This is a genomic window from Marinomonas arctica, from assembly GCF_003259225.1.
Taxonomy (GTDB): Bacteria; Pseudomonadota; Gammaproteobacteria; order Pseudomonadales; family Marinomonadaceae; genus Marinomonas; species Marinomonas arctica.
Window position 1 is genome coordinate 26,495 of record NZ_QHJF01000022.1, and the last position, 19,683, is coordinate 46,177.

Here is a 19,683-nt window from a genome sequence, read left to right on the forward strand (position 1 = left end):
AGCGAATCAACAGTAAGAAATAGGGCTTTTACGCCCTATTTCTTTATCAAGCTGAATGGTTAGTAATAACCGGCTTGACGCATTTGACGATCCGCTGATGTGTTGGCGGATTTCAATGCTTGATCGACGGTCATAGAGCCAGATAAAGCACCTGAGATCATTTGTCCCGTTGTCGTACCAATCGCTTGGAACTCAGGAATAGCAGCGAATTGAACGCCAACATAAGGAGATGGTTTCAAGGTGCTGTCATTTGGGTTAGCGGAATTGATGGCTTTTAGCTCTGCCTCAGCAAACACGGCCGCTTTTTGGAAGTCCGTATTAGCATAAGTACTGGCTCTTGTTCCTGTTGGTACCGCCGCCCAGCCATTGTTTTTACCAACAAGCTGGATGTATTCCTTAGAGGTTGCCCAACGAACGAATTTTTGCGCCGCTTCTACGTTTTTGGTTGCCGCTGGTATGCCAAGTGCCCATGCCCAAAGCCAGTTAGCGCCTTTCTCTGTTACAGAGTAAGGAGACTGTGCAAAACCAACTTGGTCTGCGACTTTACTTTGCTTAGGATCGGTTACGAAAGACGCAGCGATGGTGGCATCAATCCACATGCCGCACTTGCCTTCGTTAAATAAGGCGAGGTTTTCGTTAAAGCCGTTGCTGCTGGCGCCTGGAGGGCCATACTTGGTCAAAAGGTCAACATAGAAGTTAACCGCATTTTTCCATTCGGCTGTTTCTAGCTCAGGCTTCCAGCTTTCATCAAACCAGCGAGCGCCAAAAGAGTTTGCCATGGCTGTCATGAAAGCCATGTTGTCACCCCAGCCTGCCTTGCCACGTAAACAAATACCGTAGATGCCTTTTTCAGGATTGTTGACGGCAGCCGCAACATCACGAATGTGTTCCCAACTGTCTCTGTCATTGATTTCCATACCTGCAGCTTTAACTAGGTCTTTGCGGTACATGACCATAGAGCTTTCGCCGTAGAAAGGGGCTGCATACATAGTGCCTTCATAAGATAAGCCGCCACGGATCGATGGCAGAATATCGTTGACATCAAAGTTTCCGCTGGTATCGATTGCTTGTAGCCAGCCACGTTCACCCCAAATAGGGGTTTCGTACATACCAATGGTCATCACATCGTATAGACCGCTTTTATTCGCGATGTCTTGAGTGACGTTTTGACGAAGAGTATTCTCTTCAAGAGTTACCCACTTTACTTTGATATCTGGGTTGGCTTTTTCAAATTCAGGAGTGAGTTTTTGCATTTCAATCATGTGGCCATTGTTAACCGTGGCAACAGTGATCTGAGTGGCTGAGAACGCGCTAGCTGCTGTCATAGCCGCTGTGATAGATACCGCATAGGTTAGGGTATTCTTGGTCAGGTGTTTCATAGGTTTCCCCCAGTTTGGAGTTTCTTTGTTTTTATAGTCGTACCTAATTCTTGATAATCGTTTATCAAGTGATCAATAATATAGGCTATGTCAGAATTGACCTGTTAATACATAAATCGCCAATAAATGTACTATTTTGTTTCATTATTCACTTATCGCTAAAAATTAAGTCAATATAATATTCTTTTGGGGCTGCCAGATCGTGGCTATGCCTTTGTCTAATAAGGTTTTGTATGACAAATGTCATGTTATGAGTGTCAGTCGATTCCGTTTTTTTTGTATAAATGGCTATAATGACGGCATTCTATTTCAAGGGTGATATCATGAGTGAAACCACGGATTCTATTAGTTTTAAACGCCTTAAAATGCAGTGCCGTCGTGGCATGCTGGAACTGGATGTTCTGCTTGAGCCTTTCTTAGCGGATGTGTATTTGACGTTAGAAGAGGAAGATAAGCAGCGCTTCGTTAATCTGCTTACCTGTGAAGATCAAGATCTTTTCCCATGGTTTATGCAGAGTTCAGTGCCGGAAAATGCGGATCATGCACGCATTGTTAATATTATTTTGTCTCGTGTTCAGCCTGAAAACTACCGAGCTTAAATGCTCCTTGATCAGCATAGGGCTGTGGCTGTTTATAGTCGTGGCGTATGCGGCTCTGTTGCAGATTTATTGGATGCCTGCCTTTTGGCGGGCATTGCTTTATCTAGGGGTTGGCTTAGGCGGAGTGGTGTTATTTGTTCGCACGGTTTGTCAATCTTCGCCGCAGATAGGCATCGATGAGCAAGGCGCATTTTTACTGAACCAAGGGCGCTATGAAAGGCTGCTTTTTATTCGTGCAAATAGCGTTCAATTGATCGCTAAGGTAGATAAAGGTCAAGCTTTTTTAAGACGAGTTTGGCCCAAATACCAAGTGATATATCGTGATAATGTAACTGAGGACGTGTATCGTATATTGCGTTCATATGCGGCACAACAGATCCTGTTGCACCGCAGTGAGATGCATAAAAGTCGCTTTTAATCAAAGGGTTAACTTTTATGGGGCGTAAGAATTGTGGGTGAGCTTGTCGCTAATTTATTTGGATAATCTAGCGTGAAGTGTAAACCTCGGCTTTCTTTTCGGGACATGGCTGAACGTATGATTAAGTCAGCGACGACAGCGAGATTTCGCAACTCTAATAGATCGTTTGAGACCTTATAGTTCGCATAAAACTCTTGTATCTCTGACAATAATAAGTCGACACGATGCTTGGCTCTTAGTAGGCGTTTGTCCGTGCGCACTATGCCAACATAATCCCACATAAAGCGTCTTAACTCTTGCCAGTTGTGAGTAATGACCACATCTTCATCGGAGTTTGTCACTTTGCTTTCATCCCAATCTGGGATGGTTATTTCATCCGTTAAGGCAATCTGTGCCGATATATGGCTGGCTGCCGAGCGGGCAAAAACAATACACTCTAGTAACGAGTTACTCGCCAGGCGATTGGCGCCATGTAGACCTGTGTAAGCGGTTTCTCCGATCGCATACAAATGATCTATATCGGTTGCACTGTGTTTGTTTACCACGACACCACCACAGGTGTAGTGTGCGGCCGGAACAACGGGGATAGGGCCTTTGGTCATATCATGCCCGAACGCTAGGCAGCGCTTATAAATGGTCGGAAAGTGTTCTTTAATAAAGTCAGGGTCTTTGTGGGATATATCCAGCAAAACATGATGAATACCAAGCCGTTTCATTTCATGGTCAATGGCTCTGGCCACGATATCGCGGGGCGCTAATTCTTCGCGTTTATCAAATTTGGACATGAAGCGTGTACCATCAGGCAATAAGAGCTTGCCGCCTTCGCCGCGAACCGCCTCAGAGATCAAAAAGGTTTTGGCTTTGGCATCGTAAAGGCAAGTTGGATGAAATTGATTGAATTCCATGTTGGCCACTCGACAGCCTGCTCGCCAAGCCATGGCAATTCCATCTCCAGAAGCCGTATCCGGATTGCTGGTATAAAGATATACCTTGCTGCTGCCACCACAAGCGAGCGAAATAAAGCGCCCGTGAAATACTTCCACAACGTCATCGTCTAGGTTAAGAGCATAAACGCCAACCGCACGATTTGGCCCTGAAAGCCCTAATTTTTTCGTGGTGACGATATCAATGGCAACACGGTCAGGGAAAAAATCAATGTTGGGATGATTCGTGGCGTTTTTTATCAAGGTTTTAGAGATAGCTAATCCCGTTGCATCGGCGCTATGAATAATACGTCTATGGCTGTGACCGCCTTCTTGCGTTAAGTGATACTCTTCACTTTCACCATAACGAGTGAACGGCACGCCTTGTGCAATGAGCCAGTCGATGCTTTCTTTAGAGTGTTCGACGGTAAAGCGTATGGCATCAAGATCACCAAGGTCCACGCCAGCGTCAATGGTATCGTTGATGTGAGAGTCAATCGTATCTTTATCTGACAATACCGCTGCGACACCGCCTTGAGCGTATAAGGTAGATCCTTCGCGTATATCGGCTTTGGTTAAAACAGCCACGCGATGTTGGTCTGCAAGTTCAAGCGCAAGAGTAAGTCCTGCTGCCCCTGCACCAATGATGACAATGTCGTGTTTATAATGTCGGCTCATGTTATTGATCTAATTATGACTGAAAAATTAATGTTACTATTGTTGCTACTAAATAGTGAATACTTTCTGGGGTCACATTTTGAATATTCATCATGCTTTGTTATTTGACGAGGTTTGTTATCTACTTAAATACGCAATTTGATAGTATCACATGGGAACTCGCTCAATGGGTTGTTGTCTTCTCTTGTAATATGCAAGGGCGCAGATGAATACGGTTTTATATGAGGTGCCTATGCCGCACGAAACGTCTTCTGATCAGGCGTTAGTTGAAAAAGTACAACAGGGTGACAAGCGGGCCTTTGATCTGCTCGTTATCAAATATCAATATAAAGTCATTGGTTTGATTGGGCGTTATGTACAAGATAGGAGCGAAGCGCTTGATGTCGCTCAAGAGAGTTTTATTAAAGCCTATCGCGCAATAGAGAGTTTTCGAGGTGAGAGTGCGTTTTATACATGGCTGTATCGTATTGCCGTGAATACCGCAAAAAATTATTTGGTGAGTCGCTCTCGTCGTCCTCCAGAATCCGATGTTGAACTGGATAACGAAGAAGTATTTAGTGTGTATGAATCCTTAGCGGATATCGATACACCAGAAGCAAAGCTGAACAGCGATCGTCTTGAAAAAGAGATTCATTATGCCATTCAGCAGTTGCCGGAAGAGCTACGTAGTGCACTCACATTGCGCGAATTTGATGGTCTGAGTTATGAAGATATTTCGTTGATAATGGAGTGTCCTGTTGGGACCGTTCGGTCACGTATTTTTCGTGCTCGAGAGGCGGTAGAAAAACACATACATCCGTTGATGGATACAGGAGAATAGACATGGCAGCATTAAATGAAAACGCCTCGGAAATGCTTACCAGTTTGTCCGCTATGTTTGATGGTGAAGCGTCAGAACGTGACATCGAGCGTTTACTGCAAGCGGACAGTGCGGAATTAAGTCGTCAGGTAGAAAGCTTCCATTTGATACAGCAAACACTTCATAAAGATTCAGCAGTCACACTGGGGCTGGCAGACAGTCTGTTATTGCGAGTGCGAGCCGAGATTGATAAAGAAGACTTACAAGTTAAACAGCCCAATACTTCTTTAGAAGAGAAGGTGCTGCCTTTTGTGTTACCTGAAAAGGCGACTTCATCTCGACCTAACTGGCGCGTTATGCTGTCTGGTGTTGCCGTTGCCGCCAGTGTGAGCTTTGTGGTGATTTTAGGTGGAAATGGATTATTAACGTCAGATACAGCACAGACTAACGTCGTTGCTGAGGTTCGAACGCCGTCCCCGAACATGATAGTGACGCCGCTAGCGCAGTTAGATAAAGATACTTTGCAGGCCGATAATATCAGGTTGCAGCATTACCTTCGACAGCATGCAGAGCAAGCCGCGATGACAGTGGGTCAAGGCATGATACCGATGGCTAGGGTCGTCAGTTATCCCGTAAAAGAGTAATTTATGAGATTATTTTCGTTCTTACATATTTTTTCCACACTGGTGTGCCTTACTATTTCCAGCTTGAGTATGGCGAGCAGCACAACGCCGGATGCGTTGCATTTGCTGAGAAGTATGACTCAGTCTTTTTCAACGCTGAGTTACGATGGGGTATTCGTGCATTCTGAAGCCAACAATATGAATAGTATGCGTGTTCGTCATGATTTAATGGGGGGCGTAGAATATGAAAGTTTGGTGGATTTAGACGGCGATAAGATTGAAGTTTTGCGTATTGATGACAAAATCATTTCCGTCTATCCCAATGCTCTGGTTGCGAACATGCGTGCCCCGATGATACCGCCCTTCAAGCGTTTTAAAGACGTTGAAAGTGATCGGCTTATTAAAGGCTATGACATGATAGTGGGTGATCACACAAGTCGTATTGCAGGGCGTAAAGTGGTGACGATTAAGTTGGTGCCAAAAGATCCATATCGTTACGGTCATCAGTTTTGGTTAGACGAGGAAAATCATTTTCTTTTAAAACATGACATGATGAAAACAGACGGTGAGCTTCTGGAAAGAATTCAATTTACCTCTGTTAATTTTGCACCAGACTTGAAAGATAAAGACTTTGCCCCAAAAGAGGGTAGCCACGCAGAGCCGCTTGTTGAAAGTCAGCCAAGACGAGTAAAAAATCTATGGCAATTTGATTGGTTGCCTGATGGCTTCTCTCTCGTTTGGTCAGAAGCTAGATCGTTAAATCATGGCACAAGTATGCTGCTTCTATCGGATGGAATGGCAACGGTGTCGATTTTTGTTGAGCCGACGATGAAAGCCAAAGACATGTCCATTTTAAGTATGGGGGCGACAATTGCGGGCGAACGTAGTATTAAGGTAAAAGATCAGTTGTATTTGTTAACCATGGTAGGAGAGGTGCCTGAACTTACCATTGAGAAGTTGATGACTGTATTTATGCCAAGGCAAGAGCAATGATTGAAGAAACGGGAAGAGTATTATCCATAGAAGAAGGTTTCGCAGAGGTGGAAACAGTTCGCACCAGTAGCTGCACTTCTTGTCGTGCTCGTCATGGCTGTGGTCACCATGCTATTGCCCAAGTATCTTCGTCAAACCGTATGCGAATGAGGGCGATTGATCCTTTAACCGTGAAAGTTGGTCAAAGTGTGGTCGTCGGTATTCCAGAAGATACATTACTGCAAGCCTCCGTTTGGATGTATCTAATACCCTTATTGGGGTTGGTCTGTGGTGCTGTTATTCCCTCTTTATGGGGTGGGCAGTCAGATATAGCGGTGGTGTTTGCTATTGTTGGTTTTGCTGGTGGTTTATTCCTGGCACGGAATAAGTCAAAACAAGAAATGAATAATCTCGATTATTATCCCAAAATTTTGAGAGTTGAATCGTTACACGATGATCATATCCCTTTGGTCGTGACATCGTAAGCGTCTAAAAGTCTTCACCTGGCACTGTAATGAATTTGGTACGTCTTAAGGAGACCAATCAATGAACAGATTGCTTAAAAACGTTAGCATGGTTGTCGTCAGTAGTTTTATGATGGTTTCAATGCTTTCTACCGCGGCTTCACTTCCTGACTTTACTGAGTTGGTAGAAGAAGCTTCACCCGCTGTTGTGAATATCAGTACGGAACAAACTGTGACCACACGAACGGCCAATGAAGGAGGTCAGCAATTAGGGCCTAATAGTGAGGAGCTTAATGAGTTCTTCAAACACTTCTTTGGTCAGCAGCCTTTTGGTCAACAAGCACCGCCGCAGCAGGGACAGCGCAATTCATTGGGGTCTGGTTTTATCGTATCCCATGATGGTTATGTCTTAACTAATAATCATGTTATCGACGGTGCGGATGTGATTCATGTGCGCCTTAATGACAGACGTGAATACGTGGCCAAGTTAGTGGGTACCGACCCGAGAACCGATTTAGCACTGCTCAAAATAGAAGCGGATGATTTGCCTATTGTTAAGATGGGTGATTCAGACAAACTTAAACCAGGTCAATGGGTATTGGCGATTGGTTCACCATTTGGTTTCGATTACACCGTTACCGCTGGTATTGTGAGTGCGACAGGGCGCAATTTGCCTTCCGACAATTACGTTCCCTTCATTCAAACGGATGTGGCGATTAACCCAGGTAACTCGGGTGGTCCTCTGTTTAATTTGGATGGTGAAGTCGTTGGTATCAACTCACAAATCTATACCCGTTCTGGCGGCTTTATGGGCGTATCCTTTGCGATACCGTCTAAAGTAGCCATGTCGGTTGTCGATCAATTAAAGAGTGATGGTAAGGTGTCACGTGCTTGGTTGGGTGTGTTGATTCAAGATGTCAATAATGAATTGGCCGAATCATTTGGTTTGGACCGATCAAATGGCGCTTTGATTAGTCGAGTATTACCTGACTCACCGGCGGAAAAAGCCGGCTTAAGATCCGGTGATATTATTCTTGAGTTTAATGGTAAAAGCATCGCCCATTCAGGAGAACTCCCTTACATTGTTGGGCAGATGAAAGCGGGCGAGAAGGTCAATGCGAAAGTCTATCGAGATGGCAAAGAGCAGACTATTTCTGTCATGTTAGAGGCTCGTCCAAATGATCCACAAACGGTGGATCAATCTCAACAAGACCAGAATCGCCTCGGTATGATCGTAGGAGAAGTCCCTGCAGACATGGCCAAAAACTTTGATATCGACGGTGGTGTTGTGATTGAGCAAGTGCTTGGTGGTACAGCCGCTCGAAATGGTTTGCAACCTGGTGACGTAATTACCATGCTAAATGGTAAGCGTATCGGAAACGTCGCAGAGTTTGGCGAGATTGCTAAAGACATTCCAAGCGGTCGTTCTGTGCCGATGCGCGTTATTCGACAAGGCTATCCAATGTTTATTCCGTTTAAAATAACGGACTGACATGTAAAAGCATGCATCTTTAAAAAGCGACTCTTTAGTCGCTTTTTTTTGTCTAAAACTTGAATAAAAAGATTAGACGTGTAAGTATTTTTAATCATTAAAGACTTCTTAGAAGGTTTTTATCAGATAAATACATAACGTTGGAGGTTCATTCGTGGAGCAAACCACAGAAAAAGGTATCTGCTTTCGACTGGGGGAGGAGCGTTACGTTCATCCTTTGTCGAATATTAAGGAAGTACTTAGCTATCAATCTCCAGCCCCTGTGCCTGGTGCTCGTGAAGGGGTTGAAGGCATGATAGATGTTCGTGGCCATATGGTGACTGTACTTTACGGCACGTATTTACTGAATCTAGACCCTGCGGAATGTGAAGAAGAAGGGCATATTATTGTATTGGATTTGCCTTCGGGTTACTTTGGCATTCGAGTTGAAAGTGTTGAGCGGGTCATGGATTTACCAGAAAAAAATGATATTCAAGGGCTTGAATACAGAGAGCATAGCTGCATAAAAGGCACACTCCAGCACGCTAATGAATTGTATATTTTAGTCGAGTTTGATCAGTATTGTTCCACATTAGATTAGATATTTGCTCACGGGCCATGGCAATCTGTACCATTGGCCCTCCCTTGTTTACTTAATATTTTAGAGTGGTTTAGAGAATATTTTAGAGTTTCTTTGATAGTTATAAAGCGCCTGTTTTTGCGTCGGCAGGCTGGCTAATGTGGTTTCACTAAAGCCACGCTCAATAAACCAGTGTGCAGTACGAGTGGTTAGCAGGAAGAGCGTCGAGAGATTTTGTTGCTTGGCTGCTTGTTCTATTCCTTTCAGGAGTCGCTCACCGCGATTTGAGCCACGATAGTCCGGTGAGACAGCAAGGCAGGCTAATTCTCCAGCATATTCTTGTTCAAACGGATACAGTGCGGCACAGGCGACGATTGCACCATCTCGTTCGATAACAATAAATCTATCTATTTCGTTTTCTAATAATTCTCTCGAGCGTCTCACTAAGATGCCTTTCTCTTCTAACGGCGACAAAAGTGCCATCATGCCACCCACATCGTCAATGTGAGCAGGACGTAACTGCTCATAGCTGTCTTCGTCTATCATGGTGCCAGAGCCCTCACGAGTGAAGAGTTCTCTTAATAGGCCACCGTTCTCGTTATAAGAAATTAAATGTGCTCTAGGGACACCTTGACGAACGGCTTGGACGCAAGCATCTAATGCGGCATGTGTCATATTGGACAGTGATTGAGCTTTGAGAATGGCTTCAGCGTCCTTGGTCAATAGCTCTGAATAAAGCTCACCATCTTCTTTAAAAATCCCTTCTTCTTCCGAAAAAATAACCAGTTTATCCGCTTTCAGTTGAACGGCGGCCTGAATGGCCACATCTTCGCTTTTTAAATTAAAAACTTCGCCAGTGGGCGAAAAACCGAGATGCGGTAAAAGCACCATGTTGTCGTCTTCAAGCAGACGAAAAATCGCCTCTGTATCGATTCGACGAACTTCACCCGAATGTCCGTAGTCTATGCCATCAACCACGCCTAAAGGACGGGCAATGACGTAGTTGCCGCTACATACTTTTAAGCGGGCACCATCCATGGGGGTATTGGAAAGGCCCATAGAGAGTTGCGCCTCGAGCTGTACTCGCACCGCCGCCGATGCTTGGATAACATCCAGCAATTGGTCTTGTGGTGTAATGCGATAGTTGTCTTCAACTCGGCTAATAATGCGCTTATTTTCTAGAATTCTATTGATTTGTGGACGTGCGCCTTGTACCAAGACTAAGCGAATGCCTAGAGAATCTAACAACGCAAGGTCGTGAATAATACTTGAGAAATGTGTACATTCGACGGCTTCCCCAGGAATTAGGATGACAAAGGTTTTCCCTCTGTGGGCATTGATATAAGGGGATGAATGGCGGAACCAGTCCACATATTTGAGATCTTCAGGCACGCTGTTCCTCATTTTTCTGCTCGTTTGTTTGAAGGCAAAACCGCTCAATTAGACCGCGAATTACCTCTTGCATAGGTTGTATTTGATCTAGGGCCATGAATTCGTTTGGTTGATGCGCCTGATCAATAGAGCCTGGGCCGAGTATCAAGGTTTCCATTCCAAGCTGGTTCAGGAAAGAGCCTTCCGTCGCGAAAGCGACTGTACTTGCTTGACGATTCGTTAAAGCCTCACAGGCTTTTATGATATCCGATTCAATAGGCGTATAAAAAGACGGCACATCAGCAAATAAACTACTCAACTGTATTATTGTGCCAGTTTTTTCTTCGATACGGGGCAATATTTGAGCGATTTCTGCCATTAAGGCTTGGTTGCTCATGCCTGGCAGGGCCCGTAAGTCAAATTCCAGTTCACAACGGCCACATATTCGATTGGGATTATCACCGCCGTGGATACAACCAAAGTTCATGGTTGGATAATCGATGACAAAGCTGGCATCACGATAGTTTGCTTTCAGCTGCTGGCGAAAGATCATTAACTCTGACATGACGGCATGCATGGCATCTAGGGCATTATTTCCCAAAGAAGGATTGGAAGAATGTCCTGCTTGGCCGGTGACTTGAATGCGCTCCATCATAATGCCTTTGTGGGCATAAATGGGGGTTAATGACGTCGGCTCACCAATCAAAGCGTATCTGGCTTTAATTTTATTCTGATCAACCAACGCTCGAGCGCCAGACATAGAGCTTTCTTCGTCAGCAGTCGCTAAAATGATAAGTGGCTGTTTTACATCAGAGAGCTGCATTTGACGAACGGTATCAAGCACGATGGCGAAAAAGCCTTTCATATCGCAGCTCCCAAGACCGTAGAGTTTGTGGTCTCTTTCTTCGAGCTTGAAAGGGTCGGATTTCCAACGACCCTTATCGTAAGGGACCGTATCCGTATGCCCAGCCAGAACCAAACCGCCATCGCCAGTGCCTAACGTGGCTATGAGATTGAACTTGTTTGGTTGATCTGGGAGTGGCATCACCTCACATTGAAAGCCTTGAGAGCTTAGCCAGTTTTCGAGTAATTGAATAACGCCTTTATTTGACTGATCCCAGTGAGCTTGACTACAACTGATAGAAGGCGATGCAACAAGTTGTGACATCATACTAATGAGCGATGGAAGTGCGGGCATAAAGGGTATTCCTTGAATCCAAGTTATTGTCGAATATTACTACTGTAAGCTAGGCATCTGGTACACTTGCTCGCACATTATTTTTCTTTGTTGTTTGCTCAACAGCAAAGGTTTTAGAGGTTTGTATATTATGGCTACCGAGCTAGAGCTAAAGTTAATGCTTCACTCTGACTATCTCAAGTCCGCCAGCGATTTTCTTGATGAAATTTGCGCATTGTCAGACACGGATGATCAATCTCGTCAGCCTACTTTGGCTTTGATGAACGCCTATTTTGATACAGAAAATGCTGATTTAATGCAAGGTGGTATGGCTCTGCGCATTCGAGCGGTGAACAATACGTTTATTCAAACAGTCAAAACCCGTGGCAGTGATCGTATCGGCATGCATGCGCGTGGCGAATGGGAATGGTTTATACCGAATGATCATTTGGATTTATCCCTTTTAGCAGAGGTTCCATTACCTGATGTATTGCAAGATATGTCTTGGAGTAGGGAGCTGATAGAAGTTTATCGTACCGATTTTGAGAGACAAGTTTGGAACGTTAGATTTCAAGCAACCACAATGGAAGTCGTGTGTGATCATGGTTTCGTCATCTCGCCTTACGGTAAAGATGCGATCTGTGAGTTGGAGTTGGAGCTTAAAGAAGGCAATGAAGCGGGCTTGTATCAGTTTGCTTTGCAATTGGCAGAGCGTGTCCCTGTGCAGGTGAGTATTGTCTCGAAGGCCCAGCGAGGGGTGCGTTTAAAATATGGACAAATAGAGTTTCCTAATAAACCTCTGCAGACCGCCAATACAATTGTTTTAGCAGCGTATTGGTATGAAGTGTGGTTAGTCTATTGGGAAGCGATGCACTTCATGGAGGACGAGGCGCTGATGCAACCTTTTCGTCATTCTATATCGCAATTAAAGGCGTATTTACCTAATGACTTGGTTGAGGTAGTAAACGATCTTGATCGTCAATTAGAGTCATGTCTGATGGTTGAAGAGGTGATGATGTTGACAAAATTGGCCAGTATAAAGCAAATTGGTATAGCGATGCTTAAGATTGGCCAATGGCTAAATCAACAAACCGCTTAACCTAACGTTTGTCGTGATAACGTAAAAAATAAAAAAGTAAGGAAACCCTTTTGACCCCTCCAAATTTGAATCCCAATTATACACTTTTTTGCGAACAATCTGCTTCTCGTTTCTTGTTATTGGAACAGGTCCAAGAGTCAAGACAACGGCATGGTCTTGATCTGTTGAGCTCTGAACAAATCGCGATGTTAGAGCCATTGTGGGTGTTAAGTGATTACTTACACAAGCAATGCACGCGGTTTCCTCGGTGGTTAGATGATTTGTTGGTGCTGGAGACATTACCAGAGCGACCTTCTAAAGAGGCTCTAATGGCGGGTGAGGCCTATTTCGCTCATGAGGCCAATGCTTGTCTTCACGTTGCTCAAGACGCGTTAGATGAGGCTAGCTTTGTTAAGCGTTTGCGTCTGTATCGTCAGTGGTGGATGGTGCGGCTGATCGCCTTAGACATTCAGCAACGTCTCTCCTTAACCGAGCTGACGGCGCGTTTGAGTGGATTGGCCGATGCCTGCGTGAACGCCAGCTTACAATGGACTGAGCAGCATTACCTAGCCTTGTACGGTCAGGCGTTGGACAGCAACAGCCAGCCTCAGTCGATGATTGTTATTGGTATGGGGAAATTGGGGGGAAACGAGTTAAACCTATCTTCCGACATCGATTTGATTTTTGCCTTTCGTGAGCATGGTGACACCCAAGGTGGTAAAAAAAGTCTGTCTCACCAAGAATATTTTACTAAGTTGGGACAAAAACTGATTCAGCATTTGGATCAAGTGACCGCAGATGGTTTTGTTTTTCGGGTGGACATGCGTTTGCGCCCCTTTGGTCAATCTGGTGCTTTGGTGTTAAACATGGACTCACTGGAAAACTATTACCAAGATCAAGGGCGAGATTGGGAACGTTACGCGATGATTAAAGCCCGTGTCATGTCTGGAAACGCCTTAGATATACGTGAATTTGAAACGTTACGTCGGCCCTTTGTCTATCGTAAATATTTAGATTTTGGTGCGATTGGTGCGCTGCGTGATCTTAAGCAAATGATCGCTAAAGAAGTGCGCCGTAAAGGCATTGAGCACAACATCAAACTGGGGGAGGGTGGTATTCGAGAGGTTGAGTTTATCGCTCAAGCTTTACAAATATTACATGGAGGGCGAGACCAAGGGTTGCAAACCCCCGCCTTATTGAAAGTCTTGCCCTATCTTGCTAAGCATGATTATTTGCCCGTCGAGGAAATGGACCAATTACGTGAAGCTTATTTGCTTCTTCGTCGAACAGAACATGCATTGCAAGCGGTCAACGATGAGCAAACGCAACTGTTGCCAGAAGAGGAGCGTGCGCGTACACGTATTGCCTTAATGGTGGGGTTTTCATCGTGGGACGCGTTGGATAAGCGCTTGTGGGAAGTGCGCAAAAATGTGCATCGCTCTTTTGTGGCGTTAATCGACGATGGTCATGAAACGAGTGAGGAGGTAAAGCATCAGGAAACGTGGCGCTTACTCATTAAACGCCCAGAGGACAGAGAAGCCATAGACGATGCAATTGGGCTGATCGCTTGGCAAGATCAAGAAGCCAGTATCACACGAATTTCTCAATTGCTTAGCTCACGTACAGTCGTATTTATGCAACCTATTGGGCAAGAACGTCTTGCGGTATTTTTAGCCGCCTTGATGAGCAAATTAACCGATGAAGCCAATCCTGATTTAGTGCTTGAACGGGTGTTTCCAATACTGGAAGCCGTATTACGCCGCACGGCCTACCTAGTATTGTTGTGTGAAAACCAAACGGCATTGACTCATCTTATTCGTTTGTGTCGAGAAAGTATGTGGTTCACCGAAGCTATTTCAGCGACACCCGCATTGCTGGATGAGCTTCTGGACGCCAATACTTTATTTTCACCGCCCGATAAAATCATGCTGGCGGAAGAACTTCAGCAAATATTATTACGTTTGCCTGAAGAGGATGAAGAAGCTCAAATGGACGCCATGCGACGCTTTAGGCGTTCTATTATTCTGCGTATTGCGGCTTGCGATATCACAGAAATATTGCCTGTGATGAAAGTGAGTGATCACTTAACTTGGTTGGCAGAAGTGCTTTTAGATCAAGTATTGCAACAGTCTTGGCAATATTTGACTAAGAAGCATGGTTTCCCCGTGAGCCAAGGCGAAGTCGCTTTCACACCGCAATTGGCGATTATTGGTTATGGCAAATCAGGGGGCTGGGAGCTTGGCTACGATTCCGATCTTGATCTGGTGTTTATTCATGATGCGCAAGCAACGGGACAGACAAACGGTGAGCGGAGTATCGATAATCTGACTTTTTATACCCGGCTGGGTCAGCGTCTTATTCACATGATAACCAGCTTTACCGCGGCTGGGCGTCTGTATGAAGTAGACATGCGTTTGCGTCCTTCTGGTAATTCTGGTCTATTGGTTTCGAGTTTAGAAGCCTTCAAAGATTATCAGCAAAAAGAGGCTTGGGTGTGGGAGCACCAAGCGCTGACCCGCTCTCGTGGATTAGCGGGAGAACCCAATTTATTGGCGAAATTTGAAGATTGCCGTAAAGACATTATCGCATCGATTCGAGAGCGTAGTGAGCTCAAAGCGGAAGTGATTAAAATGCGTGAAAAAATGCGTGCGCATCTTGATACCGGCGGCAAAGAAAAAGGTTTTGACCTCAAGCAAGGCGCGGGCGGTATTATAGACATTGAGTTTATGGTGCAGTATTTGGTGTTGGCTTGGTCGTGTAAATACCCAGAGTTGATGCGCTTCTCTGATAATGTGCGTCAATTAGAAGCCGCTGCTTTGGTTGGTTTGATTGGGGCCGAACAGGCTGAAAAAATGACCGATACCTATACACTTTATCGATCTCTAACGCATCGCCTAAGCCTGCAGCAACAGGGTCGAGTCGTGCAAAAAGATACCCTAGTGGATAACCAGAACCTAGTAAGTCAGTACTGGGAAAATTTTATAAGTAATGAGCAGATTTAATGGCGATAATTCTTGTGAAAAGATGTTCGTAAATTGACCAAGTATCAGCTACACTTTAAACCATTGGTGTATTTTTGAACAGTTAGTCATTTTTTGAAATAACTTATTGCCAACGATACAAATTGATAGCTAATAGGAGGAACGATGCCAAGCATTAATGGTATGAGTAGTCCTGCGATGGATTATGCGAGTGAAGTTTACAGCGCGAATTTAGCCAAAGCAGCTCAAGAGCAGCGTGGTAAGCAGAGTCTTGAATTGTTAGAGGCGGCCGCAAAAAGTGTGACGCCAGCCGCCAGCAGTGGTTCGCATACTACAACCGATAATCTCGGTCAGAACATTAACGTGAACGTTTGATACGATGTAAAAAGCGTTTATTTGAAATGCACTGTACGAAATAACAAAAAGCCCTCTAGTGCATCTAGCGGGCTTTTTGTTTAAACGGACTCAGGCCATAAAATTACGGTTGTGTTTCGATAAAATGCTGGTCTTCGGCTGGTAACGGTTGGTTATCGATAGCGGCCTCAAACGCTTTAAGACGTTTGTAAATTGACAGCAGTTCAACAATCGTCGTCCACGAATTGACTAAAAATTGAAACGACCCCTCGACTTGATTAAAAGCATTACTTATACGTTGGAAGATGCCTAAAGTAAGGGTGCCAGCTACAATAGAAGGCCCGAGAGCAATGAGGGGGACTAAAACCCCAGCCTGTAAGTAGCCATATCGAACTATGTTAAAATACAAATAATTAGCATAGAGATTAAAGTAGTTTTTACGTACGTTCGTGAATAATTCCGCTAGTGTAATTGGTTCTGCTCTATCTGAATTGTCTTCACCATAAACCAGTTCTTTACGATAAGCGGCTTCGACTCGTTGGTTTTTGAATTCCAGCCCAGGCAAGCGAATACCCGCTACAGCTAGGAGTGTCGTGCCTATTATGGACCATATAATAGCGATAAAAACTAACGCTTGAGGGACTTCTCCTAAGAAAGGAAGCTCTTTAACGTAGGATGATAACCCCCACAATACAGGAAGAAACGCCAGTAATGTCATCATTGAGTCTAAGAAGCGCACACCTAACGTTTCAACAATACTGGCGAAGCGCATAGTATCTTCTTGAATACGTTGAGAGGCTCCTTCAATATGACGAACCTGTTGCCATTTGGAAGCGTAATAGTTATTCATGGCGGTGCGCCATCTGAATACATAGTGGCTAACAAAAAAGCTATTTAATACAGCGACTGCAATAAATACAAATGCGATACCAGCAAAAGTGAAAAGTTGAGCAAAATATTCATCAAGGGTGATGCTATTTGGTGCGCTTAGTGCTTTTTGAATTAAGTCGTAAAAACTGCCGTACCATTCATTTATCATGACGCTCACTTGGACTTGGAACCAAGTAATGAACACAATTAACCCTGAACCAACCACCGACCATTTAGCCCATTTCTGACCACCGTAGATGACCCAACCGCCAATAAATATGGCATAACAAACGGCCATGTATTGGTAAAGCCACACATCCAATGCGGTACTTTGTGCACTCTGAAAGGCGCTTTGGGCTGCGGCGTCAGCGCCTTCCGCTAAAGCATCAGGAAAGTGGACACCAAACAGAGAACCTAGACTTAAAATGTGTCCTAAGTCCTGCACGATAGCATACCAGCCAATGACACAGACAAGTGCCCACAGGGCAAAGCTAAGAAAGAAGAGTTTGGGTTTAGGAAAGAAAGAATGAAACACGTTGTCGTTTCTCTATATCAGTTGAATAGTTCATAAGCCATTGATTTACGCAAAGTTGTTTAATGACTCCCTACTGGAGCTTAAACCAGTCAAGTGATAATCACAATCAAGCGGCTCATCAGGAATCAGTAAAAAAGACGATAATCGCCCATGGCGAAGGCATTTTTTGCGAAATAGTTTGTTACGCTATCGAATCATGGCAATAGGAAGGTTTTATGACGCGAGTTGATGTGTATCTGATTCAAGCATTTTCGATATCAGGGCAGGGTGGGAATTTAGCGGGTGTGGTCTTGCAGGCCGATATGCTAACGGATAGCCAGAAGCAATCTATCGCGAAGCAAGTGGGTGTATCAGAAACCGCTTTTGTGAGTCAAAGCGATAGCGCGGATTTTCAGTTGTCATTTTTTACGCCAACAGTGGAAGTGGATTTTTGTGGACATGCGACCCTAAGTGCCTTTTGGTTATTGCGTCATTTACAGTGCATTCCTGCTGGGCATTATAAGCAGGAAACCAAAGCCGGTATATTAGCCGTCGAGATCACCCCAAATGGGGATGTTTTGATGAACCAGAGTTTGCCCGTGTGGTTGGCTGAATTTAGCGCAGAAGAAATAGCCCCTATGTTAGGCGTTCAGCCCGCGTTGATTGCTCAAGCTGGTTTGCCTATTCAGGCGGTTTCAACGGGATTAGTGGATATCATCGTTCCTATACCGTTTGGTTTTTTGGATTCTCTTGTTGTGGATATGGAGGCGATGTCGCACTTTTGTCAGCAACAGCATTGTGTCGGATTTCATGTCTTTGAATTGAACCCGCCAGAATCATTCTATACCGCCAGTTGTCGAAACTTTGCCCCCGCAGTAGGGATTCCTGAAGAATCGGCCACAGGCAGCTCAAGTGGCGCATTAGCTTGTTATTTGAATCGACACTTTGGTTATCTACAAGCCGTGTTTGAGCAAGGGCGAGCGATGAACATGCCATCCTGTTTATTGACGCAACTCAGCTTAGAGGGTGGCGTATTAAAGCAGGTTCAGGTTGGCGGGGAAGGGGTATTTAATAAGCGGATTTCTATCTATGTAGATTAAATAAAAAATCGGACCGAAGTCCGATTTTTAAGGTTTTTATCTAGTGCAAGTCGCGTTATGCCGTTTGATTATTCGCAATAACGGTGGCAATGGCTTTATCAAGACGAGCAAGGCCATCGGCAATGTCTTGTTCAGTAATGATTAAAGACGGAGCTAAACGTAATACGTTAGGACCTGCAACAAGCACAAACAAGCCTTCTTCAGCAGCCGCTTTCACAATCTCACCGGCTTTTCCAGCAAGACTGTCAATGACTTCTGCCCCCATTAAAAGACCCATACCACGAATGTCTTTAAAAACGTGATACTTTTCGTTGATGGCTTTTAGGCCGTCAAAAAATTGGTCATGGCGTTTTGCTACACCACCTAACACTTCTGGTGTATCGATAATATCAATGACGGCTTCAGCAATGGCGCAAGCCATTGGGTTGCCACCATAAGTACTGCCGTGTGTGCCAAACGCTAGGCTCTTGGCGGCTTTTTCAGTGGCTAGCATGGCGCCAACAGGGAAACCGTTGCCAAGTGCTTTCGCTGTGGTCAGCACGTCAGGTGTCACACCGAGTTGCTCGTAGGCATACAGAGTACCTGTACGACCCACACCGGATTGCACTTCATCGTAGACCAACAGTGCATTGTACTGATCACATAACTCGCGAACTTGTTTCGCAAACTCAATATCAGCAGGAATAATGCCGCCTTCACCTTGAATTGGCTCCATTACAACCGCACAGGTTTTGTCGCTAATAATGGCCTTCAGTTGCTCGATATTGTTGTAATCGCAGTGCTTAATACCACCAGGTGTTGGCTCAAACCCTTCTTTATACTTGGCTTGACCACCGACAGAAACGGTAAACAAGGTACGGCCATGGAAGGATTTATAAAAAGCAATAATTTCATGTTTTTCTGGACCAAAATGATCAAACGCATAACGACGAGCCAATTTAAACGCAGCTTCGTTGGCTTCAGCGCCACTGTTCGCAAAGAAAACTCGGTCAGCAAAGGTTTTTTCAGTCAATTTTTTCGCTAGTCGCAGTGCTGGCTCGTTGGTCATGACATTGGATAAATGCCAAATTTGCCCAGCTTGCTCACGCATAACGTTGACTAGAGTTGGATGGGAGTGACCCAATGCAGTCACGGCAATGCCGCCTGCAAAATCGACGTATTCTTTGCCTTCTTTGTCCCATACGCGAGAGCCCTCACCACGCACTGGAATAATCGCAGAAGGTGCATAGTTGGGAACCATTACTTCGTCAAAAGTTGCTCTCGTTACTTGTTGTGTCACTTTTTTATCCATCTTACAAAAAGGCCTCTTAAAAATAGGTGGCCGCAATGACG

The 19,683-nt window shown here is 44.7% G+C and carries 18 protein-coding genes; 12 read left to right on the forward strand and 6 right to left on the reverse strand.

Annotation, left to right across the window (positions count from 1 at the left end; genetic code table 11):
* Window positions 1–59 precede the first annotated feature (59 nt).
* Window positions 60–1,379: an ABC transporter substrate-binding protein gene (locus DK187_RS13515; RefSeq protein WP_111607883.1), complete on the reverse strand. Its 1,320-nt coding sequence runs from the start codon at window positions 1,377–1,379 to the stop codon at window positions 60–62.
* Between the two features lie 323 nt (window positions 1,380–1,702).
* Between DK187_RS13515 and DK187_RS13520 the strand changes: the two genes are divergently transcribed.
* Together DK187_RS13520 and DK187_RS13525 are read left to right on the forward strand one after the other, a co-directional pair.
* Entirely contained in the window at window positions 1,703–1,978 is a 276-nt protein-coding gene (locus DK187_RS13520) for an FAD assembly factor SdhE (RefSeq protein WP_111607884.1), read from the forward strand.
* Window positions 1,979–2,051: 73 nt separating this feature from the next.
* The gene (locus DK187_RS13525) at window positions 2,052–2,396 is read left to right on the forward strand and encodes a hypothetical protein (protein WP_162623519.1); all 345 of its coding nucleotides are present in this window, start codon (window positions 2,052–2,054) and stop codon (window positions 2,394–2,396) included.
* Window positions 2,397–2,404: 8 nt separating this feature from the next.
* On the opposite strand, the gene nadB is transcribed toward DK187_RS13525, so the two are convergent.
* Window positions 2,405–3,997 carry an L-aspartate oxidase gene (gene nadB / locus DK187_RS13530; RefSeq protein WP_111607886.1) on the reverse strand — a complete coding sequence of 531 codons (1,593 nt, stop codon included), beginning with the start codon at window positions 3,995–3,997 and terminating at the stop codon, window positions 2,405–2,407.
* Between the two features lie 205 nt (window positions 3,998–4,202).
* Here nadB and rpoE point away from each other — a divergent pair, with 205 nt between their 5' ends.
* The 6 genes from rpoE to DK187_RS13560 all read left to right on the forward strand — a co-directional run bounded on the left by rpoE (window position 4,203) and on the right by DK187_RS13560 (window position 8,927).
* Complete coding sequence (gene rpoE, locus DK187_RS13535; RefSeq protein ID WP_269808141.1) at window positions 4,203–4,817, forward strand: RNA polymerase sigma factor RpoE; 615 nt, start codon at window positions 4,203–4,205, stop codon at window positions 4,815–4,817.
* A 2-nt stretch (window positions 4,818–4,819) separates the two neighbouring features.
* On the forward strand, window positions 4,820–5,440 hold the full coding sequence (locus tag DK187_RS13540; protein ID WP_111607888.1) for a sigma-E factor negative regulatory protein: 621 nt from the start codon (window positions 4,820–4,822) through the stop codon (window positions 5,438–5,440).
* Between the two features lie 3 nt (window positions 5,441–5,443).
* Window positions 5,444–6,412 carry a MucB/RseB C-terminal domain-containing protein gene (locus tag DK187_RS13545; RefSeq protein WP_111607889.1) on the forward strand — a complete coding sequence of 323 codons (969 nt, stop codon included), beginning with the start codon at window positions 5,444–5,446 and terminating at the stop codon, window positions 6,410–6,412.
* Window positions 6,409–6,876, forward strand: coding sequence for a SoxR reducing system RseC family protein (locus DK187_RS13550; protein ID WP_111607890.1), 468 nt, complete (start codon window positions 6,409–6,411; stop codon window positions 6,874–6,876). The genes DK187_RS13545 and DK187_RS13550 overlap by 4 nt, the downstream gene beginning before the upstream one ends.
* Before the next feature lie 61 nt (window positions 6,877–6,937).
* Window positions 6,938–8,347 (forward strand): DegQ family serine endoprotease, encoded by a 1,410-nt coding sequence (locus DK187_RS13555; RefSeq protein WP_111607891.1) that lies wholly within the window; start codon window positions 6,938–6,940, stop codon window positions 8,345–8,347.
* A gap of 154 nt (window positions 8,348–8,501) precedes the next feature.
* Window positions 8,502–8,927 carry a chemotaxis protein CheW gene (locus DK187_RS13560; RefSeq protein ID WP_162623520.1) on the forward strand — a complete coding sequence of 142 codons (426 nt, stop codon included), beginning with the start codon at window positions 8,502–8,504 and terminating at the stop codon, window positions 8,925–8,927.
* Window positions 8,928–8,987: 60 nt separating this feature from the next.
* Here DK187_RS13560 and argA read toward each other — a convergent pair whose 3' ends face one another.
* Window positions 8,988–10,310, reverse strand: a complete 1,323-nt coding sequence (gene argA, locus DK187_RS13565) for an amino-acid N-acetyltransferase (RefSeq protein ID WP_111607893.1) — start codon at window positions 10,308–10,310, stop codon at window positions 8,988–8,990.
* Entirely contained in the window at window positions 10,291–11,475 is a 1,185-nt protein-coding gene (argE, locus tag DK187_RS13570; RefSeq protein WP_111607894.1) for an acetylornithine deacetylase, read from the reverse strand. The genes argA and argE overlap by 20 nt, the downstream gene beginning before the upstream one ends.
* 130 nt (window positions 11,476–11,605) lie before the next feature.
* Between argE and DK187_RS13575 the strand changes: the two genes are divergently transcribed.
* The 3 genes from DK187_RS13575 to DK187_RS13585 all read left to right on the forward strand — a co-directional run bounded on the left by DK187_RS13575 (window position 11,606) and on the right by DK187_RS13585 (window position 15,888).
* On the forward strand, window positions 11,606–12,553 hold the full coding sequence (locus tag DK187_RS13575) for a CYTH domain-containing protein (protein ID WP_111607895.1): 948 nt from the start codon (window positions 11,606–11,608) through the stop codon (window positions 12,551–12,553).
* A 50-nt stretch (window positions 12,554–12,603) separates the two neighbouring features.
* Window positions 12,604–15,534 carry a bifunctional [glutamate--ammonia ligase]-adenylyl-L-tyrosine phosphorylase/[glutamate--ammonia-ligase] adenylyltransferase gene (gene glnE / locus DK187_RS13580; RefSeq protein ID WP_111607896.1) on the forward strand — a complete coding sequence of 977 codons (2,931 nt, stop codon included), beginning with the start codon at window positions 12,604–12,606 and terminating at the stop codon, window positions 15,532–15,534.
* 144 nt (window positions 15,535–15,678) lie between these two features.
* Window positions 15,679–15,888 carry a hypothetical protein gene (locus DK187_RS13585; protein WP_111607897.1) on the forward strand — a complete coding sequence of 70 codons (210 nt, stop codon included), beginning with the start codon at window positions 15,679–15,681 and terminating at the stop codon, window positions 15,886–15,888.
* Window positions 15,889–15,991: 103 nt separating this feature from the next.
* Here DK187_RS13585 and sbmA read toward each other — a convergent pair whose 3' ends face one another.
* Window positions 15,992–17,272 carry a peptide antibiotic transporter SbmA gene (sbmA, locus tag DK187_RS13590; RefSeq protein ID WP_111607898.1) on the reverse strand — a complete coding sequence of 427 codons (1,281 nt, stop codon included), beginning with the start codon at window positions 17,270–17,272 and terminating at the stop codon, window positions 15,992–15,994.
* A gap of 215 nt (window positions 17,273–17,487) precedes the next feature.
* Here sbmA and DK187_RS13595 point away from each other — a divergent pair, with 215 nt between their 5' ends.
* Window positions 17,488–18,351: a PhzF family phenazine biosynthesis protein gene (locus DK187_RS13595; protein WP_111607899.1), complete on the forward strand. Its 864-nt coding sequence runs from the start codon at window positions 17,488–17,490 to the stop codon at window positions 18,349–18,351.
* A gap of 55 nt (window positions 18,352–18,406) precedes the next feature.
* On the opposite strand, the gene DK187_RS13600 is transcribed toward DK187_RS13595, so the two are convergent.
* Window positions 18,407–19,642, reverse strand: coding sequence for an aspartate aminotransferase family protein (locus tag DK187_RS13600; RefSeq protein ID WP_111607900.1), 1,236 nt, complete (start codon window positions 19,640–19,642; stop codon window positions 18,407–18,409).
* Between the last annotated feature and the right edge of the window lie 41 nt (window positions 19,643–19,683).